The sequence below is a fragment of the Vibrio sp. PID23_8 genome (genome assembly GCF_003584965.1).
Taxonomy (GTDB): Bacteria; Pseudomonadota; Gammaproteobacteria; order Enterobacterales; family Vibrionaceae; genus Vibrio.
On the sequence record NZ_LIXE01000003.1, the window covers coordinates 385,415 to 408,785 of the forward strand.

Consider the following 23,371-nt stretch of genomic DNA (forward strand, 5'->3'; position numbering starts at 1 on the left):
TTGTGCGTATTCCCCTTTTCTCTACTATTCTCACTCAAATACGTATAACCAAATGAGGGATTAAGCAATGCGTAAAATAACACTGCCACTGATTATGCTTTTTGGTGTTTGTGCTTCAGCAAGTAGTTTCGCGGATTCACATGCCGTGGATTCACATGCCGCCGATTCGCATGAAAGATTACTAAAGTTTGGTTGTACAGGCTTAGTGAACAGTTACGACGCTTCAACTCGTAGTTTTGTGCTCTCCTGCCAAGCCGAGCATGTGCCAGACTTTCAAACAAAAACAGTGATGATTGATGACAATACTCAAATTACTGGTATCCAAGAATCTAACCTAGCAGGTGCCACTGTCGAAGTTGAAGGCGTGGTTGTTCACGGTAAAAACTTAGCAAAAGAAATTGAACTTGGTGGCGACTAAGCTGGATGACGTCCACCCATATTCAGGATAAAAAAAAGAGCATCGCTTTATGAAGAGATGCTCTTTTTGGTATTGATTGATTCGAAATTAAGCCGTTCCCGATCCAATCCAATGGTAATGATGATTGGCTTTTTTACCGACAAGTCCCAGCTCGCTGAGTTTTTCAAAGACCTTGTCTACCTCTTCTGCTGACAATCTAAATTGCTTAGAGACTGCCTTCTTCGTACAGGTAATTTGACGCTCCCCTAGCGCCTCACTCACTTGTTCTATCAACGTTTTGGACTCTTCAGGTTCCGTTGGTTGTGCCGCATCAACCTGCTCGTCCTCTTTGATATGAGGAAGGTAACCCGCCGGTTCTGGTTCGATATCTCGAACATTCGCGAGCGTGACGCCACCGTAGCGATGAAAGAATTGACGGAAGCGCTGCTCCTCACCAATCAAGCCCACGAAGAACGCAGCAAAGAAGTCCAATAATATTGACAGGAACACAACCAACCCCAATTGCGCTTGCGAAGACGTTGTGCCGAACGCCTTTGCCAAGCTATCAATGAGTCCAATAACGGAACCTTGTGCAACTGGTGGCAATCTATCTCGCTCCATTGCTAAACGTTGTTGCTCTTCACGTAGCTTCTTATTTTGTTCTTGAATACGCGTTACACCAGTGGCAATTCGCTCCATCTCAATGTACTTCTGCGCCGCCATATTATTAAGCTCAATCTGATTATCGATTGACGTAATTTGACGGTTGTACCCTTCGACTTTTGCTTGCTCAGCAGAGATATGGCTTTGTGCCGTATTGGTTGCACTGTTAATGCCACCAATACTCCCCCCAATCGAAATCGCTGCCAGTACCAAATAAAATACTAACGCGGTAAGTGCGCCTGTGTAATTTCGGTGTGCACGACGCTCACCGTATTCATACCAAGCGTAAAACTTACCAGCTTCAAATATGATGGCCAGACCACCAAATAACGCCTGCATCATCGGGTTTTCATCGATAGACAAAAACAGTAAAAGAGAAAAAATTGTCGATGCTAAAATCGCAGCCCCTGTGAATGCATAGACACTCACCATAGCAAATCGACCTTTAGGATATCGATATCCGATCTGTTGTTCGTATTTCATTTTTGGAATTTCTTAATTATCCGTGAAACCCTGATAAAACGGAGCTTCAGGCAATGATAAAGGTGCGAGAGAATACCGCATCCTCGACGAGATTACTGTCATATTTCCGTTAACGACAAGCAACTGAAGATTAGATAGTCACTTTGAACTCATATCCCACAAAACTAGCACGTAAAACCACCACCACAACTATCGATATGACGAGCTAGCAACACGCAAACATGACGATTGTCGAACAACCTACTCTCTGAATTAGGGTATTGCTATTTGAAGCACACCTCGGCCCAACGAGCCAACCCTGCGGTGACTGATCCAAAGTAGTTGCCACTCACCACGGGTATATTCGGTAAGACCGTTTGCACAGCATCACGAAGAATTGGTGAGCGCGCTGAACCACCGGTCATAAAGATAGCATCAGGTTTTACGCCTGCTTGCTCGACTGCCTCTGTCACTAATGCGGTCATTTTATTCTTAGGTGATTCAATCGCCTCTATCATTTCATCACGCAGTACATCGACCTCAATCAATTCAGAAAGAAGATTGATGCCTGCACGGTAAGAAGGTTGATCTGAAAGCGCGACCTTGGCCTCCTCCGCTCGACGTACAATGTTATAGCCAAGAGACTCGTGGTACACCTCCAGAAGACGCGCGAGTTTCTCTGGTTCTTGCGCTTGTTTTTGCAACAACTTTAATGCGGCAAGGTTTTCACGAGAATAAAAATCACTTTGTGCTTCTACATTGTTGATCGCGATTGGATTCCAGAACTGAGTCGTTGGCATCAGAATGCCCGACTCCATCTTACTTTCCATGCCGAATGGGAACATCAATTGTTTAAATGCTAATGCAATATCCAGATCGTTACCTCCGACGCGCTGGCCGCTATGCGCTAGCAAACTTGCCGTTCTGTCAGCTTTACCACGCCAAGACGGCCCCATTTGAATCAATGAGCAGTCAGTGGTACCACCACCAATATCGACAACCAAAATGGTTTTATCTTCCGTCAGCGTTGCTTCGTATTCTAAACCTGCAGCAACTGGCTCAAATTGAAATTCTACATTTTGAAAACCCGCACGCTTTGCCGCTCTCAGTAGAATGCCTTCCGCTTGAATGTTGGCCGCTTCACCGCCGCGACCGTGGAAGTTGATCGGACGACCGATTACCGCATCGGTAATGATTTGCTGTGCATCATGTTCAGCTTGCGACTTGATGTTATCCATCATGGCGCAAACGAGATCCTCAAAGAAGCTCAGTTGAACATCACGCAGACCTGACGCCCCCAAAAACGACTTGGGTGACTTCACGTAATAGATATCACGCGGGTCTTCCAAGTAGCGTTCTAACGCGGCTTGACCAAACACCATATCTTCAGGCTCAAGTTCAATGCTCTCTTCACGGTTGAAGTTGATGGCGCGGCGCAGGACTTGCTCGCCTACCTGATCAAAAGGTTTGATGCTGCGATGACGAAACAGATGCTCAGATACCGATTCACGAGTTGGTGCCGCTAAAGTGGAAGGAATGTAAGGGCTACTCCCTTCAAGGTTTAGCAACTGAGGCTCACCTTGTGCCATTTTTGCTACCGAACAGTTTGCGGTGCCATAGTCAAAACCGATATACATAAGTCCTCCCACTGACGGAAAAAAAGGTCGGCAATGCTAACTCAACATCAATGGAATTTCTATACCCAAATAACCTCAAGATGCTTGGGTATACAGTAACAAAACAGAATGCGTGGTGTTTATTCTTTCTTCATGGATGGCACAACCACGGCAATCAAGAGAGCAAGTAGCAAGAACACTGGCGTTAGTTTCAGTCCTTGCCAAATAGAATAATCATCATGGAATAACCAAAAAATCCCAATCGTAAGTAAGTAGGAAAAGTAACAGCAAAACACCAAACTTATCGCAACAAAACGAGTTCGATTGATCACTAATACACGAACTAAATATTGGCTGAAGATACCGGCACAGTGTACCGCGAATTGCCAATTTATAATAAAACATGCCAATGCGACAAACCCTGCCACTAGTAAGGTATCATGGGTATTGAGAATAAAATAACTGCCAAATCGACTCATAATGATCGGGTAGTCACCTTCGTAAACTATCGACCACGAGATCGCATTTGCCGCAGCGACGAAATTAGCGAAATACGCAATGGCGTAAAAGGTAGTTTGTGAGCTGAATGGTCGAAATACTTCAGAGCAATAGCCTCGCCACTCTTCTTGGTTGGTAGTAGGCCCAACCCAATTGCGTTTTTTGCTTGGCATGCGCTCAGAAAAAGCAGGGCCGTTACGAAACAGCAGCCAAAAAATGGTCAGCGCCAATGCCACTAAGAGTATTGCTAACATACCCCCCCCCTTCAGAAATGTCCTTTCCACTGCCAATGGCGTTGGGGTCGTAAACTGCACTTCCCTAGATTATCGTGCTTAATCTCGTTTTAATGCACTGTTAAACATCAAATAATATTTTTTTCTCTTTGTTAAGGTTTAGCACACGATGGAAGGAGTTGCTGAATCTGGGTAGGACAAACAGGCGGGAATATCATCGCCTACCCAATAAATCTAAGCCTCGAGCTTTTCCTCAAAAACACCGAGCTCGCGGCCAAGCCAAATCGCGCGCTCAGTATGGTCAAGCAGCTCTTCATTACTCACAGGGTGGATGAGGGCAGAGAAAACCCCGCGATGGTTATCTAACCAAGCAACAAATTCTTCGCTCAACGATTCTAAGTGCATTTCGAACATGGGCATTTTATGCGGGCCAACTAATTTGCATACAAGTGGGAATACGTGCAACACATCTTCGCGCTCTCTGCGAATAATGTCATTTAAAGCCTGCGCTTCTTCCTTTCGTTGCAACGGAAAATAAACGTGAACGTGATACATAACTTCTCCATGATATTCTCAGGGTATGCTCCCTTTAATGAGTCGCTACACTACCTCTATCTCCTAATGACTTCAAGAAGCAGGCTGTCTCACTGCCTCGTAACGCTTCGATTTGAGTAGGCAATTTTGTTGCAACATTCCTGTCAAACTCAGTGATTCCATTCAATTTAGAAAACGTATAACGCTAAAAACCAGTGCATTAGCCTACCAACTCACGGTGTAAGCAAAACTTTACTGTTGGGCTCAGCCCGGATTAAAGCATAAATTAACATTTTGTTTACACTTACTGTATCTGGTTATACCAAGAATCATTACTGGATTAGGCGGTGTAAACAGCAGTAATAAGTAACGCATTGCGTTTTCCAAAGCACAAGTTCGTTAAACGCAGCATTGGTATAAGTGCGTACTATTAGAACACTAACCCTAGGTATAGCCTTTTGCGCTGATATCAATGCTTGAGTACTCATATTGGCTTTGATTTAACAATGAGCAGCTGCAGTCCAAAAGACCCGCAGCGTCAAAAGGAGCTTGAGATGAACGTTCAGGCATTACCCATGCATCGGTTTATCGACCATGATGGGAATCTCGTTAGCCAACTACCCAATTGGGCTGACTTAAAAACCTTGGTCGGGTTCTATCAAGATATGGTATTAACTCGCACCTACGATAACAAAGCCGTTGCCTTGCAACGCACTGGTAAACTGGGCACCTACCCTTCGCACCTCGGCTCAGAAGCCATTGGGATTGCGGTGGGCAGAGCACTAAAAACCAGCGATGTGTTTATCCCTTATTATCGCGACATGCCTGCATTGTGGTGTCGTGGCATTGGTATGGAAAAAAACCTGCAATACTGGGGAGGTGATGAGCGAGGCAGTGTTTTTACCCCAGAAGGTAGCCCGATACCTAGCCGAGATTTACCTTTCTGCGTTCCTATCGCAACACAGTGCACCCATGCTGTCGGAGTCGCTTCAGCATTGAAGATCCACGGTAATCACGACGCTGCTTTAGTCATGTGTGGTGACGGTGCGACTTCCAAAGGCGACTTTCTTGAATCCATTAACTGTGCTGGTATCTGGAATATTCCATTGGTGTTTATGGTGAACAATAACCAATGGGCAATATCCGTCCCGCGTAGTTTGCAATGCGCCGCTGAGTTTTTATCAGAAAAAGCCAAAGGAGCTGGTATACCCGGTATTACTGTCGATGGTAACGATGTTGTTGCCGTATTCGATGCGACAATGAATGCCCTCGACCGAGCCAGAAAAGGCAAAGGCGCGACGCTTATTGAAGCGATCAGCTACCGTTTAAGCGACCACACTACAGCAGACGACGCTACTCGCTATCGTAACGAGGATGAAGTCCAAACCGCATGGCAATACGAACCAGTTCGTCGCCTCAAAGTCTTCCTCACTAACCAAGGCGCTTGGAACAACGAGCAAGAGCAACAGTGGCAAGAGCACTGTAAAGAGCAAGTTGAACTTGCGGTCGAACGCTATCTCAAGATGCCAAATCAGGCACCAGAAACGGGCTTTGATTTCCTTTACGAATCTCTTCCACAAGAGCTTCACGCGCAAAGGGATGAACTGATCAACAAAGCAATGCGTATGCAGGGAGGAAAACATGGCTGAACTCACGTTAGTTGAAGCGGTGAACCTCGCGCTGCATCATGAAATGGAACGCGACCCTCATGTAGTCGTCCTCGGTGAAGACGTAGGTGATAACGGCGGTGTATTCCGTGCGACCGTTGGGCTAAAACAAAAATACGGCCTTAAACGTGTTATCGACACCCCCCTTGCCGAAGCCCTAATTGGTGGCGTAACGGTCGGTATGGCAACGCAAGGATTACGCCCTATTGCAGAATTCCAGTTCCAAGGCTTTGTCTTCCCCGCATTGGAGCATTTGATGTGTCACGCCGCGCGAATACGTAACCGAACTCGAGGACGACTCACCTGCCCTGCGGTGTTCCGTGCGCCGTTTGGTGGTGGGATCCACGCGCCAGAGCATCATTCAGAAAGTGTCGAAGCACTGTTCGCCCACACCGCTGGTTTCAAGGTGGTGATTCCGTCTTCTCCTCAACGTGCATACGGGCTACTGCTTGCCGCGATTCGTAGCAATGATCCGGTGATGTTCTTCGAACCGAAACGCATCTATCGCACCGTAAAATCGCAAGTAATTGATAACGGCGAAGCGTTACCTCTGGATACTTGCTTTACCTTACGCAAAGGTCGCGACATCACATTAGTGACTTGGGGCGCGTGCGTGGTGGAATCACTACAAGCGTCTCAAACACTATCAAATCAAGGTATTGAAGTGGAAGTGATTGATTTGGCCAGCATCAAACCGATTGATACCGCGACCATCTTCCGCTCATTAGAGAAAACAGGACGCCTGCTTGTGGTGCACGAAGCGAGTAAAACCTGCGGTGTCGGCGCTGAGCTTTTAGCTCAAACCGCTGAGCATGCGATGTGCTTGCTTAAAGCGCCACCAAAACGCGTCACTGGCATGGATACCATTATGCCGTACTACCGCAACGAAGATTACTACATGATTCAAGAGGAAGACATTGTGCTGGCCGCACGCGAACTCGTGGAGGATTGGAAATGAAGACGTTTAATTTACCTGATCTCGGCGAGGGTCTCGCTGAATCAGAAATCGTAAAATGGCACATTGATGTTGGCGATATGGTCCAACTCGACCAAGTTGTACTCACCGTAGAAACCGCCAAAGCGACCGTTGATGTGCCTGCCCCATACAGCGGCAGAATTGTGAGTCGTCACGGGGAAGAAGGCGACATAATTAACATTGGTGCTCTGCTTCTGGAAATCGATGAAACCGGCGCAGAACAAACAGTCTCCGAGCAAAAACAAACTGCTGATGCAGCAACTGTGGTGGGTAATGTATCCCAACATGCGCACAGCGTGAATGTGGATGACTTCTGGATTGGCGGCGAACATAACCCATCACCAGACAACCTGATCACCGCTCTTCCCTCTGCTCGCTTACTAGCTAAGAAACTGGGCGTAGATCTTGCCATGGTCACAGGCAGTGGGCCTGATGGCTTGATTGTCGATTCCGATATCTACGACGAAGCTGGCAAACAACGCCCAGGGACCGAAGTGCTGAAAGGTGCACGCCGGACGATGGTTTCGACCATGGCGGAATCTCATCAAAACGTCGCGGCCGTTACCATCACCGAAGAAGCCGTGTTAGATGGCTGGAAAGAAGGTGAAGATATCAGTATCCGTTTGGTACAAGCCATCGTTCATGCTTGTCAGGAAGAGCCCGCCATGAATGCCTGGTTTGACGCAGAAACCATGACGCGCTGTGTCCACTGTACTGTCAACATTGGTATTGCCGTAGACAGCCGACACGGTTTGTACGTGCCTGTTCTTCGACACGCTGATGAGTATGAGCCACAAGAGATACGCCGTTGGCTAGACCAAACTGTACAAGGTATTCGTGGCAGAAAAATTGGCCGCGAGCAGTTGCAACATGCGACTATTACGCTTTCAAACTTTGGCGCAATTGCAGGCATTTACGCAACACCCGTAGTCACGCCTCCACAAGTCGCGATTGTGGGTGCAGGTCGAATCATTGAGAAAGTGGTGATTCGAGATGGACATGCCGTAGCGGTTAAGGCGATACCACTGTCGATTACCTTTGACCACCGCGCATGTACCGGTGGTGAGGCTGCGAGGTTTACTAAAGTACTAGCTGCGCACTTGAGAAAGCCGAGTTCCTAGCGAATGATCACCAGTAATCAGCAAGGGCTTCCAGTTGGAAGCCCTTTTATTGTGAGGGTTACTTTCGCGTTAAAGAGAGATTACCCACTCACTCATTCTTCGCTATAGGGAATAACGCGGTTAGGTTTGTACTCGCTGAAAAGAATCTTAAGACTCTGATTATTTGAAAAACTTATAGCGCATCATTCCAACAAGCCTAAGCGCGACTAGGAATCTGAGGGCAAAGAGCACTGAAGGGCTTTCATAGCAATGAACCCGCAGCGCATTTTGATAACAGATTCTGAGTCACGCTCGTTCCTCGCTGTTCAGAATGACGACTTAAAGTAGTGAGCAGGAAAGAGATTTCCTGCTCGTTCGTTCTTCATTCTAAGGAATGACGCTGTCTGGTATGCACTCAACAAAAAGCGCCTTAAGAATCTGATTCTCGTTAGGAAATTTTAGCGCGTCATTCCAGCAAGCCTAAGCGCGACTAGGAATCTGATTGGCAAAGTGCACTGAAGGGCTTTCATAGCAATGAACCCGCAGCGCACTTTGATAACAGATTCTGAATCACGCTCGTTCCTCGCTGTTCAGAATTGACGACTTAAAGTAGTGAGCAGGAAAGAGATTTCCTGCTCGTTCATTCTTCGTTCTAAGGAATGACGCTGTCTGGTATGCACTCAACAAAAAGCGCCTTAAGAATCTGATTCTCGTTAGGAAATTTTAGCACGTCATTCCAGCAAGCCTAAGCGCGACTAGGAATCTAATTGGCAAAGTGCACTGAAGGGCTTTCATAGCAATGAACCCGCAGCGCATTTTGATAACAGATTCTGAGTCACGCTCGTTCCTCGCTGTTCAGAATGACGAACATAAAGGTGTGTGTCTAAACCTTCTCCAAAAGCTCCGGCATGATCTCAAACAGATCACCAACCAAACCATAGTCTGCAACTTGGAAAATTGGCGCATCTGGATCGCTGTTGATTGCGACAATCACTTTCGAGTCTTTCATCCCCGCTAGATGTTGAATCGCCCCGGAAATACCAATCGCAATATACAACTGGGGCGCGACAATTTTACCGGTTTGACCTACCTGCAAGTCGTTTGAGACAAAACCTGCATCCACCGCAGCACGAGATGCACCAATGGCACCACCGAGTTTATCTGCGAGCTGCTCGACCAACGCGAAGTTCTCTTTGCAACCCAACCCGCGACCGCCAGAGACCACCACACTCGCTGCAGGTAATTCTGGTCTTGCGCTTTTCACTTTTTGCTGAGAAATAAACTCACTGTGTTCAGCGACTATCGTCGTCTCTAATGTTATGACATTCTCAACCACTGGAGAATCAGACATTACCACCAAATCAAAAGCCGAGCTTCGAACTGTCATGATTTTAATTGCATCATTCGAGCGCACTCTGGCTAACGCATTGCCCGCATATATCGGGCGAATGACCGTATCTAGAGACTCTATCGCCACCACATCAGATAGCTGACCAACATCAAGCAACGCTGCGACACGTGGCAGAAGATTTTTACCAAATGTACTCGCAGGGGCAAGAATATGAGAATAGGCTTTACCGACTTCCGCTATCAATGCAGACAGATTTTCAGCCAACGGATGCTGATACTCTGCTGCATCAATCACGATGATTTGTGAGACGCCCTGTACACGTTTCAAAGCATCCAGTACTGCACTGCATTGATGCCCTATCAGTAAAGCGCTAACCGGAAGCGTTGCACCATCATCGGTGATTTTAGAAGTCGCATTGAATGCTTTTAGCGTATCCACTGAAAGCGATTGATTATCGTGCTCGACAACAACCAAGGTTGCTAACTGCTTAGTTTCCATCGTCATGCCTCCTTACATCACTTTCGCTTCGTTCTTAAGTTTGTCAATTAACTCATTCACGCTGCCTACAATCTCACCAGCTTTACGCACTGGAGGTGACATAACTTCAAGTACTTCTTGCGAGCTCTCGACACTCACACCAAAGAACTCCGGAGTCATGACTGATAGCGGCTTTTTCTTCGCTTTCATGATGTTGGGCAGAGAAGCATAGCGAGGTTCATTCAAACGCAAATCGGTGCTCACTATCGCGGGCAACGTCAACTTCAACGTTTCTAAGCCACCATCAATCTCTCGCGTAACCAAAATCGCTTCCCCTTCCACTTTCAGTTCTGATGCAAATGTCCCTTGCGGCCGTTGCGTCAATGCTGCCAGCATTTGCGCTACTTGGTTATTGTCTGTATCAATAGACTGTTTGCCGAGCAAAACTAACTGCACGTGTTCTTGCTCCATGACCGCTTTTAGGAGTTTGGCAACCACAAGGGGCTCTGGGGATTGTTCAACATCAATATGAATCGCACGATCGGCCCCTAACGCTAACGCAGAACGTAACTGCTCCTGACAACTTGACGCACCAATCGAAACCACCAGCACATCTTCTGCTACGCCGGCTTCTTTAAGCCTGACGGCTTCTTCCACGGCGATTTCACAAAATGGGTTCATCGTCATCTTCACGTTGTTGGTTTCCACGCCAGAGCCGTCAGATTTCACTCTTACTTTAACGTAAGGGTCAATGACACGTTTAATTGCAACCAATACTTTCATACTCCCTCCTAGCAGATCGCCCAACACAAATCGCATCCTAGCGACTTAATCATGTGTGGTAGATAGAGTGATGAAAGCCGCTCATACTCAATGAATTCCCTGTTCATTTCGATTGGCCCATCACTGAGTGACAATGTCACTAAAAGCATTGAACACACACGATAACATCACCATTTGAGCTTAGTTTAGTTTACGTTTACGTCAACTGGACTATAGTTCTTTATACGGGTTGATGAGCAAAGACTGATTTATATAAAGGACACATAGGCATGGAAAGAGAATGCATGGAGTTTGATGTGGTTATCGTCGGGGCAGGTCCTGCAGGGCTCAGTGCCGCTTGTCGGTTAGCTCAGTTAAATCAAGAGAGTGAAAACGAACCGCTGTCCATTTGCGTGGTAGAAAAAGGCGCCGAAGTCGGCGCACATATCTTATCGGGTGCAGTATTTGAAACCCGAGCATTGGATGAACTTTTTCCTGATTGGCAAAACATGGGTGCCCCGCTTTCTGCGTCTGTTATTAATGATGCCTTCTTGTACCTCACAACCGAGCTTAACCATATTCGCGTTCCCCACTTTCTTACGCCAAATCCGATGCAGAATAATGAAAGCAATTACGTCATCAGCTTGGCAAACTTGTGTCGTTGGCTAGCAGAGCAAGCGGAATCACTCGGCGTCGAGATCTTTCCTGGGTTTGCGGCATCGAGCATCAACTATGATGCTTCCGGTAGTGTCACTGGCATCACCACCAGCGATATGGGATTAAACAAAAATGGCGAACCAAAACCCAACTTTGAAGCCGGTATCGAACTTAAAGCCCAATATACGGTATTTGCAGAGGGCTGCCGTGGCCACTTGGGCAAATCGTTGATTCAAAGATTCGGCTTAGATAGTGACACACAGCCGCAACACTACGCACTTGGATTAAAAGAGATATGGGAGCGACCTGTAGAGTCAAAAGCTCAATCCGGTAGCGTGATTCATTCCGCTGGTTGGCCGCTAAGTGAATCTGATACCACTGGTGGCGGCTTTCTTTACCATATGGAGAACAATCAAATCGCCGTCGGGCTAATCGTGGATTTGAACTATCGTAATCCATACCTTAGCCCATTTGATGAATTTCAACGCTTTAAACATCACCCTGCTATTGCACAACATCTACAAGGCGCGCAGCGCATTGCTTATGGCGCGAGGGCCATCGCCAAAGGTGGACTTTCTTCGCTACCGAAACAACAATTTCCAGGCGGTGTGCTGATCGGCTGCGATGCCGGCACGTTAAATGTGGCAAAGATAAAAGGCAGCCATACTGCAATGAAATCCGGTTTACTCGCAGCAGAAGCCATTGTCGAAGCGATGGCTCAATCAAAACAAGAACCAGACTATCAGCGCTTATTTAAATATTCATGGCTGTATGAAGAGCTAAATGATACTCGTAACTTTGGCGCAAACATTCATAAATTCGGTAGTATACTTGGTGGTGCCCTTTCAACCGTTGAACATAACTTATGGCAACCACTGGTTAAAAAGCCGTTACCATGGACGGTCACCGATCCGTCTCTTGATCATGAACAGCTAAAACCACTTCAAGATTGTCAACCTATCGAGTATCAAAAACCCGATGGTGTACTTAGCTTCGATAAACCCTCCTCAGTGTTTTTATCTGGTACACTGCATGAAGAAAATCAACCATGCCACTTACATCTCACCTACCCTCACATCCCAATTGATGTGCATCTAGAGAAATTTGGCGAACCTAGCCAGCATTACTGCCCGGCAGGTGTGTATGAAGTCATTGAGATTGATGGCAAGCCTAAATTTCAAATCAATGCGGCAAACTGCGTGCATTGCAAAACCTGCGACATTAAAGATCCATCTCAAAATATCACATGGAAAGCCCCAGAAGGTGGTGGTGGCCCTAGTTATCGGAATATGTAGTGTCTAAGCGTGCAAGAGATAGTTCTCTTATACGTGCGTTTCTAGCGGTAAGAAATAAGGCGTTATGATTTCGCTAAATTGCACAATTGGTAGGGAGTAGACGGTAAGTCTGATAAAATTCAAGTCTTCCAGTAATCACGTTGATAGCACTGGATTTACCTAAAACTAGGAACTATTTTGACCAATAATGATATTTTACGCCGTGTACGTTATACATTTGATTTAAAAGACAATGCAATGACTGAAATCTTCTCTTTAGCCAATCTTGATGTGACCGTTGACCAAGTCACTAGTTGGCTCAAGAAAGAAGAAGACGAATCTTTTGTGAAACTTAGTGATACTGAATTGGCAATATTTCTAAACGGTTTTATCAATTTTAAACGTGGTAAACGTGAAGGTGAACAACCTAAACCAGAAGAGAAGTTAAGTAATAATATCGTATTCCAAAAGTTGCGTATTGCTTTGAACCTAAAAGCAGAAGATATTCTTGAGGTTCTGCAACTTGCGGATTTTCGTTTAAGTAAGCATGAACTCAGTGCGTTCTTCCGCAAACCGGATAACAAACATTATAGAGAATGCAAAGACCAAGTTCTTCGTAACTTCTTATTAGGGCTTCAGCTTCAGTTGCGCCCAAATGGTAACGAATCAGAATAAGAACAAACGGTTTAAAGTGATTGGCAACGCATGGTATTTTTACCATGCGTTGCGTTTAAGGTGGTTTCCAGAGGCTTAGATATTGGGTTGCTCACACCTAATAGGCGTTTGCTTGGATATTTCAACCTGACTAACCCGCTAAATTCATCGTATTTATTTTTGTAATATATGAATCGACTCAACATTCGAAGACAAATCGTAACGAATGTTCACCTTAGTATTCGCGCGTTCAAACGTCATTCTATCAAAATCTGTCATGACTATTTTGAATCCATTGCCCGCAAATAAACTGGTAACCTGAGTTCGTTTCTTAATTTCCATTGCTGAAGTGAGTATTCTTTCCATAGTAACCCCCGATTAATATGATTGCAGATACGCCTTAACATAAAGTGTGGCTGCGATAGAATCAATCGCCTATAAAATAGGCAAAAATGATGTAATAAAAGACAATCATTAATTTATAGCTCATATCTATACTTGCGAGATTTCCGCCGCAATTTAATTATGTGTTAACATTAATTTTGTGACAATCTGCCCAAAATGTTGATTTGCTCATTTTGTATTCAGTATATGATTGTAATGCTTACTTACAAAGCCAACCAGTAAATGAGTTAAGAGTGAGCCTGCACATAGCATTTTTAGCATACGGCGATTTTGTTATTGAGATGCCACAGGAAAAAAATGAAAGAAATCTATAATGACTTATTCTCTCAATCTTTTCCTAGTAAAGAACAACTCGTCGAGTTTGCCTTAAAACGTCATGGCTTTTGTAGCGACAACGGTTATTCTGGTGTGACATATCCAGAAGATTTAGATGAGTATGATCGTATTATTGAGAGCCAGTATATTCCCGACGGTATGGTTAACATTAACTATTGGGACGGCTCTTACAAAGAAGTCATGGTGAGTGAAAATGACTACCTTATCGCCTTAAAAATTTTCTTAACTTTAAATGGTAATGAAAACCTTGCAAGTATTCTGATTACGGAATAAAAATTGCCCAGAGCTTTCAAAACTGAGCTGATGCCAAATACTGGTTTAACAAACCAATGAGCGAAGTTTGACCCTATCCCCTATAAAATAATGCCCCTGCGAAGGATCATTCGCAGGAGAATATCAAAGCCGAGTTTTAATGCTGGCTTTATGCGACTTCGAACGCCAACGCCTTTTTCTCAACTTGGCGAAAAATCAACGTCAGAACGCCATTCACTGTTAAGTAGAATGCACCCGCAATACCAAAGACCGCTAACGTGTCGTAAGTTTGCGCGTTAATACGCTGGGCATAACCCATCAAATCCATGATCGTAATGGTGCTCGCAAGTGATGTTCCTTTAAATACCAAAATCACTTCATTCGAATAAGCAGGAACGGAACGGCGAATCGCATAAGGAAGAAGCACTTTCAGCGTTGCCGTTTTATTCATACCCAATGCGCGACACGCTTGCCACTGACCAGACGGTATCGCATTAAACGCCCCTTTAAACAGTTGTGTACTGTATGCCGCGGTATTCAATGCTAACGCTAACATTGCACAAAACCAAGGTTGACTTAACCAAATCCAAAAAACGCTTTCTCTTACTGCATCAAACTGACCCGGTCCGTAGTACACCAAGAAGATCTGAACCAATAAAGGCGTACCTGTAAACAAGGTGATAATGCCTCGGCTTATCCAATGTAAACCCGGTGTACGAAGGATCAGCGTCAACGTCATCATCAGCGCTAGGATGCAGCCCACGACTAAAGAAACCGCGGTCAATTGAAGGCTTGTACCTAAGCCATCGAGCATTTGCCAAACGTGCTGTTCGTTCATGCCGTCACCTCCTGCCCCATGCTCATACCTTGGATTGAAAACTTCTTATCAATCAACTTCACAGCCCGTTGCGTCATCAAAGTAATGCCTAAGTAAATTGCAGCAGCTGTCGCGTACCATGTAAATGCTTCATGCGTCGCTGCTGAGGTAAGCTGAGCTTGTTTCAGCAAATCGGTCACACCGATAAGTGATACTAACGCCGTGTCTTTTAGCAAAACCAACCATTGGTTAGTTAAGCCTGGTAATGCGTGTCTTACCGCTTGGGGCAAAACAATACGCACGAATGCATGAAATTGGCTGATGCCAAGTGCACTTGCGGCTTCTCTCTGCCCTCTACTGACCGCTTTTAACGCGCCACGTAAGGTTTGAGAAGCGTACGAAGCGAAGATTAACGACAGCGCCACAACACCAGACAAGAACGGGCTAACCTCAATAAAGTCTCCGGTGATCAGAAATAAAACCTGCGTCGAACCAAAATAGATGAACAACACGACAAGGATTTCTGGCAAGCCGCGTACAATCGTTACAAACGCCGTTGTTGGCCATTTCACAAATACGCGACGAGACATTTCACCACTGGCGAACACCACTGCCAGAATCAAACCGACGAAAAGGCTTGTGAATGCAAGCTGGACAGTCATCCAACTAGCTTGAACAAGCGTTAAAGAGTAACCCGTTAGTGCCATATTATTTACCGAAGTACTTATTATAGATGACGTCGTATTGGCCGTTCGCTTTCACCGTTTTCAATGCGGTGTTTAGCTTATTCACTAGCTCGTCATTACCTTTATTCACTGCGATACCAAAGCCGTTACCAAAGTATTTAGGGTTTGTTACGTGCTCACCTACGTACGCGAGGTTGTCTTCTTTCTTGAACCACTCAGCTACTACCGCAGTGTCACCAAAGACAGAATCAATACGACCGTTCTTCATATCGATGAATGCATCTTGGTAGCTTGAATAAGGCACCGCAGTCACACCCGGCATTTGATCAATGAGGTAGCTCTGGTGCGTGGAGCCATTTTGGACACCAACACGTTTACCTTCTAGCGCTTTTTGGTCAGCGACTTTATCCTGAATAGAAACAAACGCTGCTGAGTTGTCGTAATACGCATTTGAAAAGTTCACTTGCTCAAGACGCGCTTCAGTAATGTCCATTGCAGAGATTGCTGCGTCATAACGTTTGAATTTTAATGCCGGGATCAGGCTGTCAAAAGCTTGGTTATGAAAGCTACATTTTGCTTCCATTTCTTTACATAGTTCGTTCGCCAGATCGACATCGAAACCTTGAATTTGGTTGTTTTCATCCATGTATTCGAATGGCGCGTACGTCGCTTCCATCGCGAATTTGATCTCTTCTTGTGCTGCTGCATTCGCTGCTACGTTTACAGAAACAAGACCAATTAGTGACGCTAGTAGAATCTTTTTCATTGCAATACTCCGTGTGTACGTCTTGGGCTGACACTCGCAATGACAGCCGTGTTTGACTGCTCTTAACTTAATGTTGTTTTAGTGTTTTAGATAATCAGCAAACTGTGTGGTTTGCGGATGAATAAATGCGTCGTGCGTGCCGTGCTCTACAATATGTCCTTTTTCTAGGTATAGAACATGGCTGGCGATTTTCTTGGCGAAATCCACTTCGTGTGTGACCACGACTTGAGTAATACCCGTTTCGCTCAAATCTTTTATAATTTTAACGACTTGATTGGTAATCTCAGGGTCTAGTGCTGCGGTAGGCTCATCAAAAAGCAACACTTCTGGCTTCATCATTAGCGCTCGTGCAATGGCTACACGTTGCTGCTGTCCGCCAGAGAGTTGCATCGGCCAGGCGTCTGCTTTATCCGCCAAGTGAAGGGTTGCCAGCACTTGCATCGCCTGTTGCTTTGCTTCGTCTTTATTCATACCAGCGACCTTCACTGGAGCCTCAATCAGGTTCTCCATCACGGTCAGGTGCGGCCACAGGTTGTACTGTTGAAATACCATGCCGACTTTACGACGAAGCTCAAGGCCTTGCTTCTCTTTAATCTCAATTGAGAAATCGAATGCATCACTCGCAATGTTTAACTGGCCGTTATCCGCCCCTTCAAGCAGGTTAAGGACGCGCAACAGAGAACTTTTCCCTGCCCCACTTGGGCCAAGTAACACAAGCGTTTCACCACTTTCACAATTAAAACTGACATCGTGAAGGACTTGTGTATTTCCGTAAGATTTATTGATGCTTTTAACTTGAATACTCATGCTGACATACTGCATTAATTGTCACTTTCCACTTATACTATCAAGAAAGATTTTTTATGCAATAAAAATGTATAAGAATTTATATTGCTAATTTTTTTATAATTATCAACCAGCACAGCAGAGCATCTGACTGGTGCAATGAGTGTGGTTTTATCCGTATTTGGGTGGCATCAATCGACTTAGTACTCGGACACAAGCCCCACAGGACTTTTGTCCTTTAGAATTACGCAGCAGAAGCATCTTACGGCTATAGTTTGTATGAACTTTAGACATAACTGAGGCGGCGATGGATAAAGCTCGGTATCCCGTATCCCCACCGCGAAGCAATCGCAATTCTCTCGACTGCCTATCCAATTTAGGAGGCATCAAATGAAAATAAAAGCGCACAAACTTTTCAGAACTGACGACTCACAAGTTCCTTTCAAAAGAAGTCCGAATCAAAGTAGCGGTGCCATTCAACCTCGATATTTAGTCATGCACTATACCGCAGGCTCAAGCGCAGAAAGTTCGATCAGCTGGTTAACCAATCCCTTAGCGAAAGCATCCGCTCATCTTGTTATCGGCCGTGATGGTGCGATTACACAACTGGTCGCATTCAACCGAAAAGCGTGGCATGCCGGAAGGAGTCAGTGGAAAGGAGTCAAAGGTCTCAATAGCCATTCGATTGGTATTGAACTTGATAATCCTGGTTTACTTCAAGGCTCGGCTGGTAACTGGCGTACAACCTGGGGTCGCCCAGTTCCAGATAACGAAGTATTGGTAGATTCAAACGGTTCAGGCTGGCATGTTTATACAGAACAACAATTGGAAGTGGCGCGAGACGTCTCGCTTACGTTAGTTCGTCACTATGAATTAGAGGAAATCATTGGGCATAAAGATATCGCGCCGACAAGGAAAAACGATCCTGGTCCTGCATTTCCGATGTCCACCTTTCAGAGTTTGCTCGATGGGCGTAATAGTGACGATGAAGAGGAAATGTTCAAAACCACAACGGCTCTCAACATTCGTCTTGGCCCTGGCACCGAGTACGAAAAATTTGAAGATGTGTCCCCTCTTCCAAAAGGAACACGTCTATCGGTTTTGGAACATCATAACGTATGGCGTCGAGTGGATGTTTTAGACACGGTTAATGACGAAATGGATATCGTGGGTTGGGTACATAACCGATATATAACCCGTGCTAATTGAAGTACCAGATCGATCCTAGTGAATACCATTGACGGGTTTACGCTTTCGGCATCGATATCATTCCTTTTGAGCACGGTAATTTTTCAATCGTCTTCTTTCTTCCCCCACGTTCCGTCTTCTTTACAAACAAGTCCTCCTATTACGGTTCCTGTAGGATAGGAGGTCCCATTATATATACAATCAGCATATATCGAGGATGAAAATAACAGTCCAAATAGAATAATAATTCTCATGTCATGTTCCTTTATAGACTCGATGGAATTAAGTATGCGGTAACAACTATAGTATCTTTACTTACATCTTCACCTAGCCATGATTCAACAAATTTCCTGCTTACCCACATATCACTGACATTGTCTTCTGTACAAATTAGTTTATGCGAAAACGCTTTAAATGCTCGCAATTCCTTTGTTTGATATTGTTCCGGAGGCGCAGCAAGAACCGCATGGTTTAATATGGGTGAATCAGGACAAACCACGCCACCATCACCAAAAGGACTATCAGTTAACCTTAACGTGACGGTACTTTCAATCGGCTCAAAAGGGCCTTTGGCTTCTCTTACCATGATCCTCATTTCTAAACTCAGTGGGTTCTCCGTCGCCGGCAACTTCTCTATCTCGGAAGATATTTGTTTTGCAGACGAACTACTTAACGACCCCAAGTCTAGGATAAGTAAGTTTTTATTATTTTTGCCAATTGCGAATCGGCTTTCCCCGACTTCGAAATCAACAAACAAACCATCATTCCTAGACTGGATTGAAAAGCCAATGACAATTCCTAAGAGAAAAGTAAAAGACAGGAGCAATATTAAATCAAAATTTTCTGCTATGAACTTCCTCATGAGAACCTACTCTAACGAAGCCATTAATATTAATTTAAATACTAGCACATATTGATGTTTTACGATTCATTATGTTACTCAGAACAGTATTATCGATTAATTCTACCTATTTACCCAATATCAAAGAAAACACAATGAAATTATCAGGTTTAATACATCGTATTACCGTTTAGCGTCTCTTTGGGGATTTCTTGTAGCGCGTCCCAGTGCTCGACAATTTTTCCATTAAGATCAAAGCGAAAGAAATCCATCGTTACGTATTCCACATTATCTGGCCATGTCTGATGAGTATGTAGCGCAACTAAATTTCCTTCGGAAACGGCACGAACAAAGGTAATATCTTTATTTGGATACTCGTTTTGCATGCGTTCGAAATATTCAATAAATGGTAATGTACCATTACCGACTAAAGGGTTGTGCTGAATATATTCATCACCAACAAACAGTTCAACGGCTTTTCTCGGATTCCCTCGATAGGCCATCTCGTAGAACGCAATCGCGCTCCGTTTGTTCTCTTCCGTGTCGATTTGCATCGTGTTCATGGTGTTCTCCTGTTTCGGTCTCAGCGCAGACAACCCACCTTAGTGGCTCATGTTAACCAGTGTTACCTCTATCCATAGTAGCTGAGTGTGTAAGGGTGGTTCGAAGCATTTGACTAAGGATAGAAAAGCCTGAATCGAATTGTTCAACTCAGGCTTAAGTAACGGAACCGTTATTTCAAAATTGTGCTTCGATCTTTAGGTGTGACTCGACCTGTTTTAATTGCATCCGCCATATGCTTGATGATAGGACTCACTTTACCTTTGTCGTTTTCCATAAAATAGGTGTGCCCTTTAATATCAAACTGATTATTAAAGTCATCACAGTCCACTTCATACACTTTACTCGGCAACTTCGACATGTCTTCTGGCCCAGTCATCCCCATTCGGCGAGACAACGTTCTATTTTTCACATTGGCAACTTTCGATGCCGGCATTGCAAAATCATCGTTAGCAAAATAAACAACGATATTACGACCAGAATCAACGATGAAGCGACCATCTTCGCCTTCCTCTAGGATTTCATTTTTCACGTCTGCCGCGATCATAAAGACATTGCGAAATAGCTGTGGCATATTGCCCGCAGCGTATTTACTCGCCCATTCCTGTAAGGCATTTTTCATGACTCGGTTGCCCATCGAATGCGCTAAAACATTGATGCGTTTGTAACAGGGCTCCTTTTGCTGCAACTCATCTCTACGCCATGTATCAAACTTACCTAATAAGCGAGCAAAAGCTGGACCACTAAAATCAGCTGCATCTTGATCGTCCCAATAATCGTCAATGATCGCTCCTGTCCAATCGTCATCACAAGGCCAGATAAGAGGAATGACATATACGAGCGATGGAGACTGCTTATCCATCAATTGTTGTAGCTTCTCTGTATTTTCAAAAACATCACCTTCCATGTTGTTATTAAATCCATGGATATAAAACAAAAGTTGTGTTTCATTTGGCAAAGCTTTTAGTCTTTCAAAGAAGCTATCGCTTAAGATTTCGACATAGTCGTCTTTGCTGTTTCGTTCACAGAAGTACAGATTTTGGGAGACTGAGACATTGTTGTAATCAAAGCTGAGGCTTCTTCCACGCCTCGATCTTGCGGACTGTTTAGGCGTGCGGTTAGTAATAAATAACATAGCGATCCCTCTTTATTTATGTACCTAATATGAGCCTAGAAGCTTATCTACCTATAGGTTGTCTCTTTGTTGTGAATCATATGCAATTTATTAGCTGCTACAGAGCTATACCGTGTATCATCGAAATCACTCGTTATAGCGTATCGTAGGTGCGTTTTATCCGCATACAGAAAGCCTCCAACTATCGTAAACATAGAAGGAGGCTTGATTAAATTCGGTTAGAAAGTCAATAAACGACTAGGTGTTACTTTCTACGCTTGTAAACCACACAGAAGTTGCCGCGCTTTGTACGACACTTAGAACAACGTTCACAATCCACTTCGGCGCGATTACCTTCTTTCCAACGTTTGATCAGTTGTGGCTCCGCTAACAACGGACGGGAAAGCGCAAAGAACTGGATGTTGGTGTTTTCAGCTAGGTCTTCAATCGCGCTCAAATCGTTTAAGCCACCGACCGTAATCACTGGCACATTCACATCTTGGCTGATCACTTGGCCGTATTCGTGGAAGTAACCTTCTTGCTGTAGCGTGTAGCCATCAAACGAGTCGCCAACCATGGTATTTGCGTTGCCGTGAATGTTACCCGATACAATGATTGCATCCACGCCCACTTCTTCTAGCGTCTTACATACGATGCGCGTTTCATCGAAGGTTAAGCCGCCTTCAAAGAATTCAGTCGCCGTAAGCTTCACTAAAATGGGGAATTCATCACCAACTAACTGACGCGTTTCTGCATAGATTTCCATTAGGAAACGCATGCGATTCTCTAGGCTGCCACCGTATTGGTCTTCACGACGGTTGTAATATGGGCTTAAGAATTGGTTGATGAGATACGTGTGCGCCGCGTGGATTTCTACACCATCAAAGCCAGAATCTTGTGCTCGTTTACTTGCCAGTGCAAATGCCTTAACGATGTAGTCGATCTCGTCTTTGGTCATCGCTTTGCCTTCGGTTTTCGTGCCGCGCTCTGGCACTTCACTCGGGGCAAAAATCACACGCTCACCTACGTTGTAAGTGGTTTTAGTGCCACCGTAAGCAATTTGCATCACGATTTTGGAGTCGTGATCATGGACAAGCTCAGTCAGCTTTTTGTATTCATCGATGAAAGAATCATTGTAGATCCCCATCATGCCTGCGTTTGGCTTTTCTTCTTCAACGATGTTGGCGTAACCAGTGACAATCAGACCCACTTCACCTTGGGCAAGCTCTTCATAAATGTCGTACAGCTTGTCGGTCATATGGCCATCTTCTGTCGCCATATTTTCCCACGTTGCACTACGTACAAAGCGGTTCTTTAGTGTCATGTTGCCAATGCGGGCTTCGGAAAACAAAATGCTCAATGCGAGTCCTCTTAAATTGATCTTTGTATTATTGCTAGAACGAAAAAGGAACAGCCACACAAAGTATGGCTGTTCCTTGTCTAAATTCGCATTACGTCCAGTAATCGACGCGCACCTTACCGCCGATAAGGGGGGAGATCTTTAATCTGGATTAAGCTTTAGTGAGATTGATGGCTTCACATCCGCATTCCCCCATCCACTTCTAATACTCGCCCTGTAAAATAGTCATTTTCTAGAATGTACTTAACGGCGTGAGCAATCTCACTCGCATCCCCCATTCTACCAGCAGGAATCATGTTTTGTAGCCGCTCTATTGCCTCTGGTTTCATTTGCGCCGCCATCGCCGTCTTCACCACACCAGGTGCAATGGCTGCCGCCCGAATACCGTATCGAGCAAGCTCTCGTGCCCAAGTGGTTGCCATGGTTGCGACCGCTGCTTTAGACGCTGAATAATTGGTCTGCCCAATGTTACCCGCCCTTGCAACGCTGGAAATGTTGATGATCACACCTTTAGAGTTACTCGCAATCATCTTAACGGCGGCTTCTCTACCACACAGGAATGTACCTGTAACATTCACATTCATAACGAGGTTGAATTGCTCAAGTGACATCTTACTGATCTCGCCATCTTTTGCTTTGACCAATAAACCATCACGCAGTACACCTGCATTGTTTATCAACCCGTTAAGCTTTCCAAAATCTTGAAGGATCTCATTAAAGGTTTCTTCAACTTCTGATTCGTTGGTGACATCCAATCGGTATATCAGCGCTTTGGCACTCAACATTCGGCATTGCTCCTGCGTGTTAAGCAACCCGGTCTCATTCACATCTAATAACGCAATATCAGCCCCAGCTTGTGCAAGGCTAACGGCCATCATTTGCCCAAGCCCTTGTCCCGCTCCGGTAATCGCGATCACGCTGTTTTTTAAGTCCATATG

Annotated in this window: 24 protein-coding genes; 8 read left to right on the plus strand and 16 right to left on the minus strand. The window is 44.9% G+C overall.

Annotated features, from left to right (window positions below; all coding sequences use genetic code 11):
* Positions 1-67: 67 nt before the first annotated feature.
* Positions 68-418, plus strand: coding sequence for a DUF5666 domain-containing protein (locus AK966_RS08360; RefSeq protein WP_099081065.1), 351 nt, complete (start codon positions 68-70; stop codon positions 416-418).
* An 87-nt stretch (positions 419-505) separates the two neighbouring features.
* On the opposite strand, the gene AK966_RS08365 is transcribed toward AK966_RS08360, so the two are convergent.
* The 4 genes from AK966_RS08365 to AK966_RS08380 form a co-directional block, all read right to left on the minus strand.
* A complete protein-coding gene (locus AK966_RS08365; protein ID WP_119463935.1) occupies positions 506-1,543 on the minus strand; it encodes a Preprotein translocase subunit SecY in 1,038 nt (345 codons plus the stop codon).
* Positions 1,544-1,806: 263 nt separating this feature from the next.
* Positions 1,807-3,159 carry a molecular chaperone gene (gene yegD / locus AK966_RS08370; protein ID WP_099081063.1) on the minus strand — a complete coding sequence of 451 codons (1,353 nt, stop codon included), beginning with the start codon at positions 3,157-3,159 and terminating at the stop codon, positions 1,807-1,809.
* A 119-nt stretch (positions 3,160-3,278) separates the two neighbouring features.
* On the minus strand, positions 3,279-3,890 hold the full coding sequence (locus tag AK966_RS08375; protein ID WP_099081062.1) for a hypothetical protein: 612 nt from the start codon (positions 3,888-3,890) through the stop codon (positions 3,279-3,281).
* Positions 3,891-4,103: 213 nt separating this feature from the next.
* Entirely contained in the window at positions 4,104-4,424 is a 321-nt protein-coding gene (locus AK966_RS08380) for a DOPA 4,5-dioxygenase family protein (protein ID WP_119463936.1), read from the minus strand.
* Between the two features lie 533 nt (positions 4,425-4,957).
* Between AK966_RS08380 and pdhA the strand changes: the two genes are divergently transcribed.
* From pdhA to AK966_RS08395, 3 genes are read left to right on the plus strand one after another with little or no spacing between them, the layout of a single operon-like run.
* On the plus strand, positions 4,958-6,052 hold the full coding sequence (gene pdhA, locus AK966_RS08385) for a pyruvate dehydrogenase (acetyl-transferring) E1 component subunit alpha (protein ID WP_099081060.1): 1,095 nt from the start codon (positions 4,958-4,960) through the stop codon (positions 6,050-6,052).
* Complete coding sequence (locus tag AK966_RS08390; protein WP_119463937.1) at positions 6,045-7,028, plus strand: alpha-ketoacid dehydrogenase subunit beta; 984 nt, start codon at positions 6,045-6,047, stop codon at positions 7,026-7,028. The genes pdhA and AK966_RS08390 overlap by 8 nt, the downstream gene beginning before the upstream one ends.
* Positions 7,025-8,167 carry a dihydrolipoamide acetyltransferase family protein gene (locus AK966_RS08395; RefSeq protein WP_182852626.1) on the plus strand — a complete coding sequence of 381 codons (1,143 nt, stop codon included), beginning with the start codon at positions 7,025-7,027 and terminating at the stop codon, positions 8,165-8,167. Before AK966_RS08390 ends, AK966_RS08395 begins: the two co-directional genes overlap by 4 nt.
* An 862-nt stretch (positions 8,168-9,029) precedes the next feature.
* Here AK966_RS08395 and AK966_RS08400 read toward each other — a convergent pair.
* Both AK966_RS08400 and AK966_RS08405 read right to left on the minus strand, forming a co-directional pair.
* The gene (locus AK966_RS08400; RefSeq protein WP_119463939.1) at positions 9,030-9,995 is read right to left on the minus strand and encodes an electron transfer flavoprotein subunit alpha/FixB family protein; all 966 of its coding nucleotides are present in this window, start codon (positions 9,993-9,995) and stop codon (positions 9,030-9,032) included.
* Positions 9,996-10,007: 12 nt separating this feature from the next.
* Positions 10,008-10,757: an electron transfer flavoprotein subunit beta/FixA family protein gene (locus tag AK966_RS08405; protein ID WP_099080792.1), complete on the minus strand. Its 750-nt coding sequence runs from the start codon at positions 10,755-10,757 to the stop codon at positions 10,008-10,010.
* 269 nt (positions 10,758-11,026) lie between these two features.
* Here AK966_RS08405 and AK966_RS08410 point away from each other — a divergent pair, with 269 nt between their 5' ends.
* Both AK966_RS08410 and AK966_RS08415 read left to right on the plus strand, forming a co-directional pair.
* Entirely contained in the window at positions 11,027-12,688 is a 1,662-nt protein-coding gene (locus AK966_RS08410; protein ID WP_099080791.1) for an electron transfer flavoprotein-ubiquinone oxidoreductase, read from the plus strand.
* A 177-nt stretch (positions 12,689-12,865) separates the two neighbouring features.
* Positions 12,866-13,342, plus strand: coding sequence for a DUF1456 family protein (locus AK966_RS08415; RefSeq protein ID WP_099080790.1), 477 nt, complete (start codon positions 12,866-12,868; stop codon positions 13,340-13,342).
* Positions 13,343-13,495: 153 nt separating this feature from the next.
* On the opposite strand, the gene AK966_RS08420 is transcribed toward AK966_RS08415, so the two are convergent.
* Positions 13,496-13,687 (minus strand): hypothetical protein, encoded by a 192-nt coding sequence (locus tag AK966_RS08420; RefSeq protein ID WP_119463940.1) that lies wholly within the window; start codon positions 13,685-13,687, stop codon positions 13,496-13,498.
* A gap of 336 nt (positions 13,688-14,023) precedes the next feature.
* On the opposite strand from AK966_RS08420, the gene AK966_RS08425 reads away from it, so the two are divergent.
* Positions 14,024-14,335: a hypothetical protein gene (locus AK966_RS08425; protein ID WP_099080788.1), complete on the plus strand. Its 312-nt coding sequence runs from the start codon at positions 14,024-14,026 to the stop codon at positions 14,333-14,335.
* A gap of 148 nt (positions 14,336-14,483) precedes the next feature.
* Here the strand turns inward: AK966_RS08425 and artM are convergent, their stop codons facing one another.
* The 4 genes from artM to artP form a co-directional block, all read right to left on the minus strand.
* Complete coding sequence (gene artM, locus AK966_RS08430; protein ID WP_099080787.1) at positions 14,484-15,152, minus strand: arginine ABC transporter permease ArtM; 669 nt, start codon at positions 15,150-15,152, stop codon at positions 14,484-14,486.
* Entirely contained in the window at positions 15,149-15,838 is a 690-nt protein-coding gene (gene artQ, locus AK966_RS08435; protein WP_099080786.1) for an arginine ABC transporter permease ArtQ, read from the minus strand. The genes artM and artQ overlap by 4 nt, the downstream gene beginning before the upstream one ends.
* A gap of 1 nt (position 15,839) precedes the next feature.
* On the minus strand, positions 15,840-16,583 hold the full coding sequence (locus AK966_RS08440) for an arginine ABC transporter substrate-binding protein (protein WP_119463941.1): 744 nt from the start codon (positions 16,581-16,583) through the stop codon (positions 15,840-15,842).
* A 78-nt stretch (positions 16,584-16,661) separates the two neighbouring features.
* Positions 16,662-17,390, minus strand: a complete 729-nt coding sequence (gene artP / locus AK966_RS08445; protein ID WP_119463987.1) for an arginine ABC transporter ATP-binding protein ArtP — start codon at positions 17,388-17,390, stop codon at positions 16,662-16,664.
* A gap of 369 nt (positions 17,391-17,759) precedes the next feature.
* Here artP and AK966_RS08450 point away from each other — a divergent pair, with 369 nt between their 5' ends.
* Positions 17,760-18,578, plus strand: a complete 819-nt coding sequence (locus AK966_RS08450) for an N-acetylmuramoyl-L-alanine amidase (protein ID WP_119463942.1) — start codon at positions 17,760-17,762, stop codon at positions 18,576-18,578.
* A gap of 244 nt (positions 18,579-18,822) precedes the next feature.
* On the opposite strand, the gene AK966_RS08455 is transcribed toward AK966_RS08450, so the two are convergent.
* From AK966_RS08455 to AK966_RS08475, 5 genes are all read right to left on the minus strand, one after another.
* Entirely contained in the window at positions 18,823-19,419 is a 597-nt protein-coding gene (locus tag AK966_RS08455) for a hypothetical protein (RefSeq protein WP_119463943.1), read from the minus strand.
* A gap of 149 nt (positions 19,420-19,568) precedes the next feature.
* Complete coding sequence (locus tag AK966_RS08460; RefSeq protein WP_099080782.1) at positions 19,569-19,961, minus strand: nuclear transport factor 2 family protein; 393 nt, start codon at positions 19,959-19,961, stop codon at positions 19,569-19,571.
* A 170-nt stretch (positions 19,962-20,131) separates the two neighbouring features.
* Positions 20,132-21,094, minus strand: coding sequence for an alpha/beta hydrolase (locus AK966_RS08465; RefSeq protein WP_099080781.1), 963 nt, complete (start codon positions 21,092-21,094; stop codon positions 20,132-20,134).
* 244 nt (positions 21,095-21,338) lie between these two features.
* Positions 21,339-22,433: an NADH:flavin oxidoreductase gene (locus AK966_RS08470; RefSeq protein ID WP_119463988.1), complete on the minus strand. Its 1,095-nt coding sequence runs from the start codon at positions 22,431-22,433 to the stop codon at positions 21,339-21,341.
* A gap of 176 nt (positions 22,434-22,609) precedes the next feature.
* A complete protein-coding gene (locus AK966_RS08475) occupies positions 22,610-23,368 on the minus strand; it encodes an SDR family oxidoreductase (RefSeq protein WP_099080780.1) in 759 nt (252 codons plus the stop codon).
* Positions 23,369-23,371: the final 3 nt, after the last annotated feature.

Bases quoted from the DNA above. Each gene is read 5' to 3' on its own strand.
- AK966_RS08465 (WP_099080781.1), bottom strand. From the start codon at position 21,094: ATGTTATTTATTACTAACCGCACGCCTAAACAGTCCGCAAGATCGAGG.
- pdhA (WP_099081060.1), top strand. From the start codon at position 4,958: ATGAACGTTCAGGCATTACCCATGCATCGGTTTATCGACCATGATGGG.
- AK966_RS08460 (WP_099080782.1), bottom strand. From the start codon at position 19,961: ATGAACACGATGCAAATCGACACGGAAGAGAACAAACGGAGCGCGATT.
- artQ (WP_099080786.1), bottom strand. From the start codon at position 15,838: ATGGCACTAACGGGTTACTCTTTAACGCTTGTTCAAGCTAGTTGGATG.
- AK966_RS08475 (WP_099080780.1), bottom strand. From the start codon at position 23,368: ATGGACTTAAAAAACAGCGTGATCGCGATTACCGGAGCGGGACAAGGG.
- AK966_RS08455 (WP_119463943.1), bottom strand. From the start codon at position 19,419: ATGAGGAAGTTCATAGCAGAAAATTTTGATTTAATATTGCTCCTGTCT.
- AK966_RS08425 (WP_099080788.1), top strand. From the start codon at position 14,024: ATGAAAGAAATCTATAATGACTTATTCTCTCAATCTTTTCCTAGTAAA.
- AK966_RS08380 (WP_119463936.1), bottom strand. From the start codon at position 4,424: ATGTATCACGTTCACGTTTATTTTCCGTTGCAACGAAAGGAAGAAGCG.
- AK966_RS08400 (WP_119463939.1), bottom strand. From the start codon at position 9,995: ATGGAAACTAAGCAGTTAGCAACCTTGGTTGTTGTCGAGCACGATAAT.
- AK966_RS08365 (WP_119463935.1), bottom strand. From the start codon at position 1,543: ATGAAATACGAACAACAGATCGGATATCGATATCCTAAAGGTCGATTT.
- AK966_RS08440 (WP_119463941.1), bottom strand. From the start codon at position 16,583: ATGAAAAAGATTCTACTAGCGTCACTAATTGGTCTTGTTTCTGTAAAC.
- yegD (WP_099081063.1), bottom strand. From the start codon at position 3,159: ATGTATATCGGTTTTGACTATGGCACCGCAAACTGTTCGGTAGCAAAA.
- AK966_RS08395 (WP_182852626.1), top strand. From the start codon at position 7,025: ATGAAGACGTTTAATTTACCTGATCTCGGCGAGGGTCTCGCTGAATCA.
- AK966_RS08375 (WP_099081062.1), bottom strand. From the start codon at position 3,890: ATGTTAGCAATACTCTTAGTGGCATTGGCGCTGACCATTTTTTGGCTG.
- artM (WP_099080787.1), bottom strand. From the start codon at position 15,152: ATGAACGAACAGCACGTTTGGCAAATGCTCGATGGCTTAGGTACAAGC.
- AK966_RS08410 (WP_099080791.1), top strand. From the start codon at position 11,027: ATGGAAAGAGAATGCATGGAGTTTGATGTGGTTATCGTCGGGGCAGGT.
- AK966_RS08390 (WP_119463937.1), top strand. From the start codon at position 6,045: ATGGCTGAACTCACGTTAGTTGAAGCGGTGAACCTCGCGCTGCATCAT.
- artP (WP_119463987.1), bottom strand. From the start codon at position 17,390: ATGAGTATTCAAGTTAAAAGCATCAATAAATCTTACGGAAATACACAA.
- AK966_RS08450 (WP_119463942.1), top strand. From the start codon at position 17,760: ATGAAAATAAAAGCGCACAAACTTTTCAGAACTGACGACTCACAAGTT.
- AK966_RS08420 (WP_119463940.1), bottom strand. From the start codon at position 13,687: ATGGAAAGAATACTCACTTCAGCAATGGAAATTAAGAAACGAACTCAG.
- AK966_RS08405 (WP_099080792.1), bottom strand. From the start codon at position 10,757: ATGAAAGTATTGGTTGCAATTAAACGTGTCATTGACCCTTACGTTAAA.
- AK966_RS08360 (WP_099081065.1), top strand. From the start codon at position 68: ATGCGTAAAATAACACTGCCACTGATTATGCTTTTTGGTGTTTGTGCT.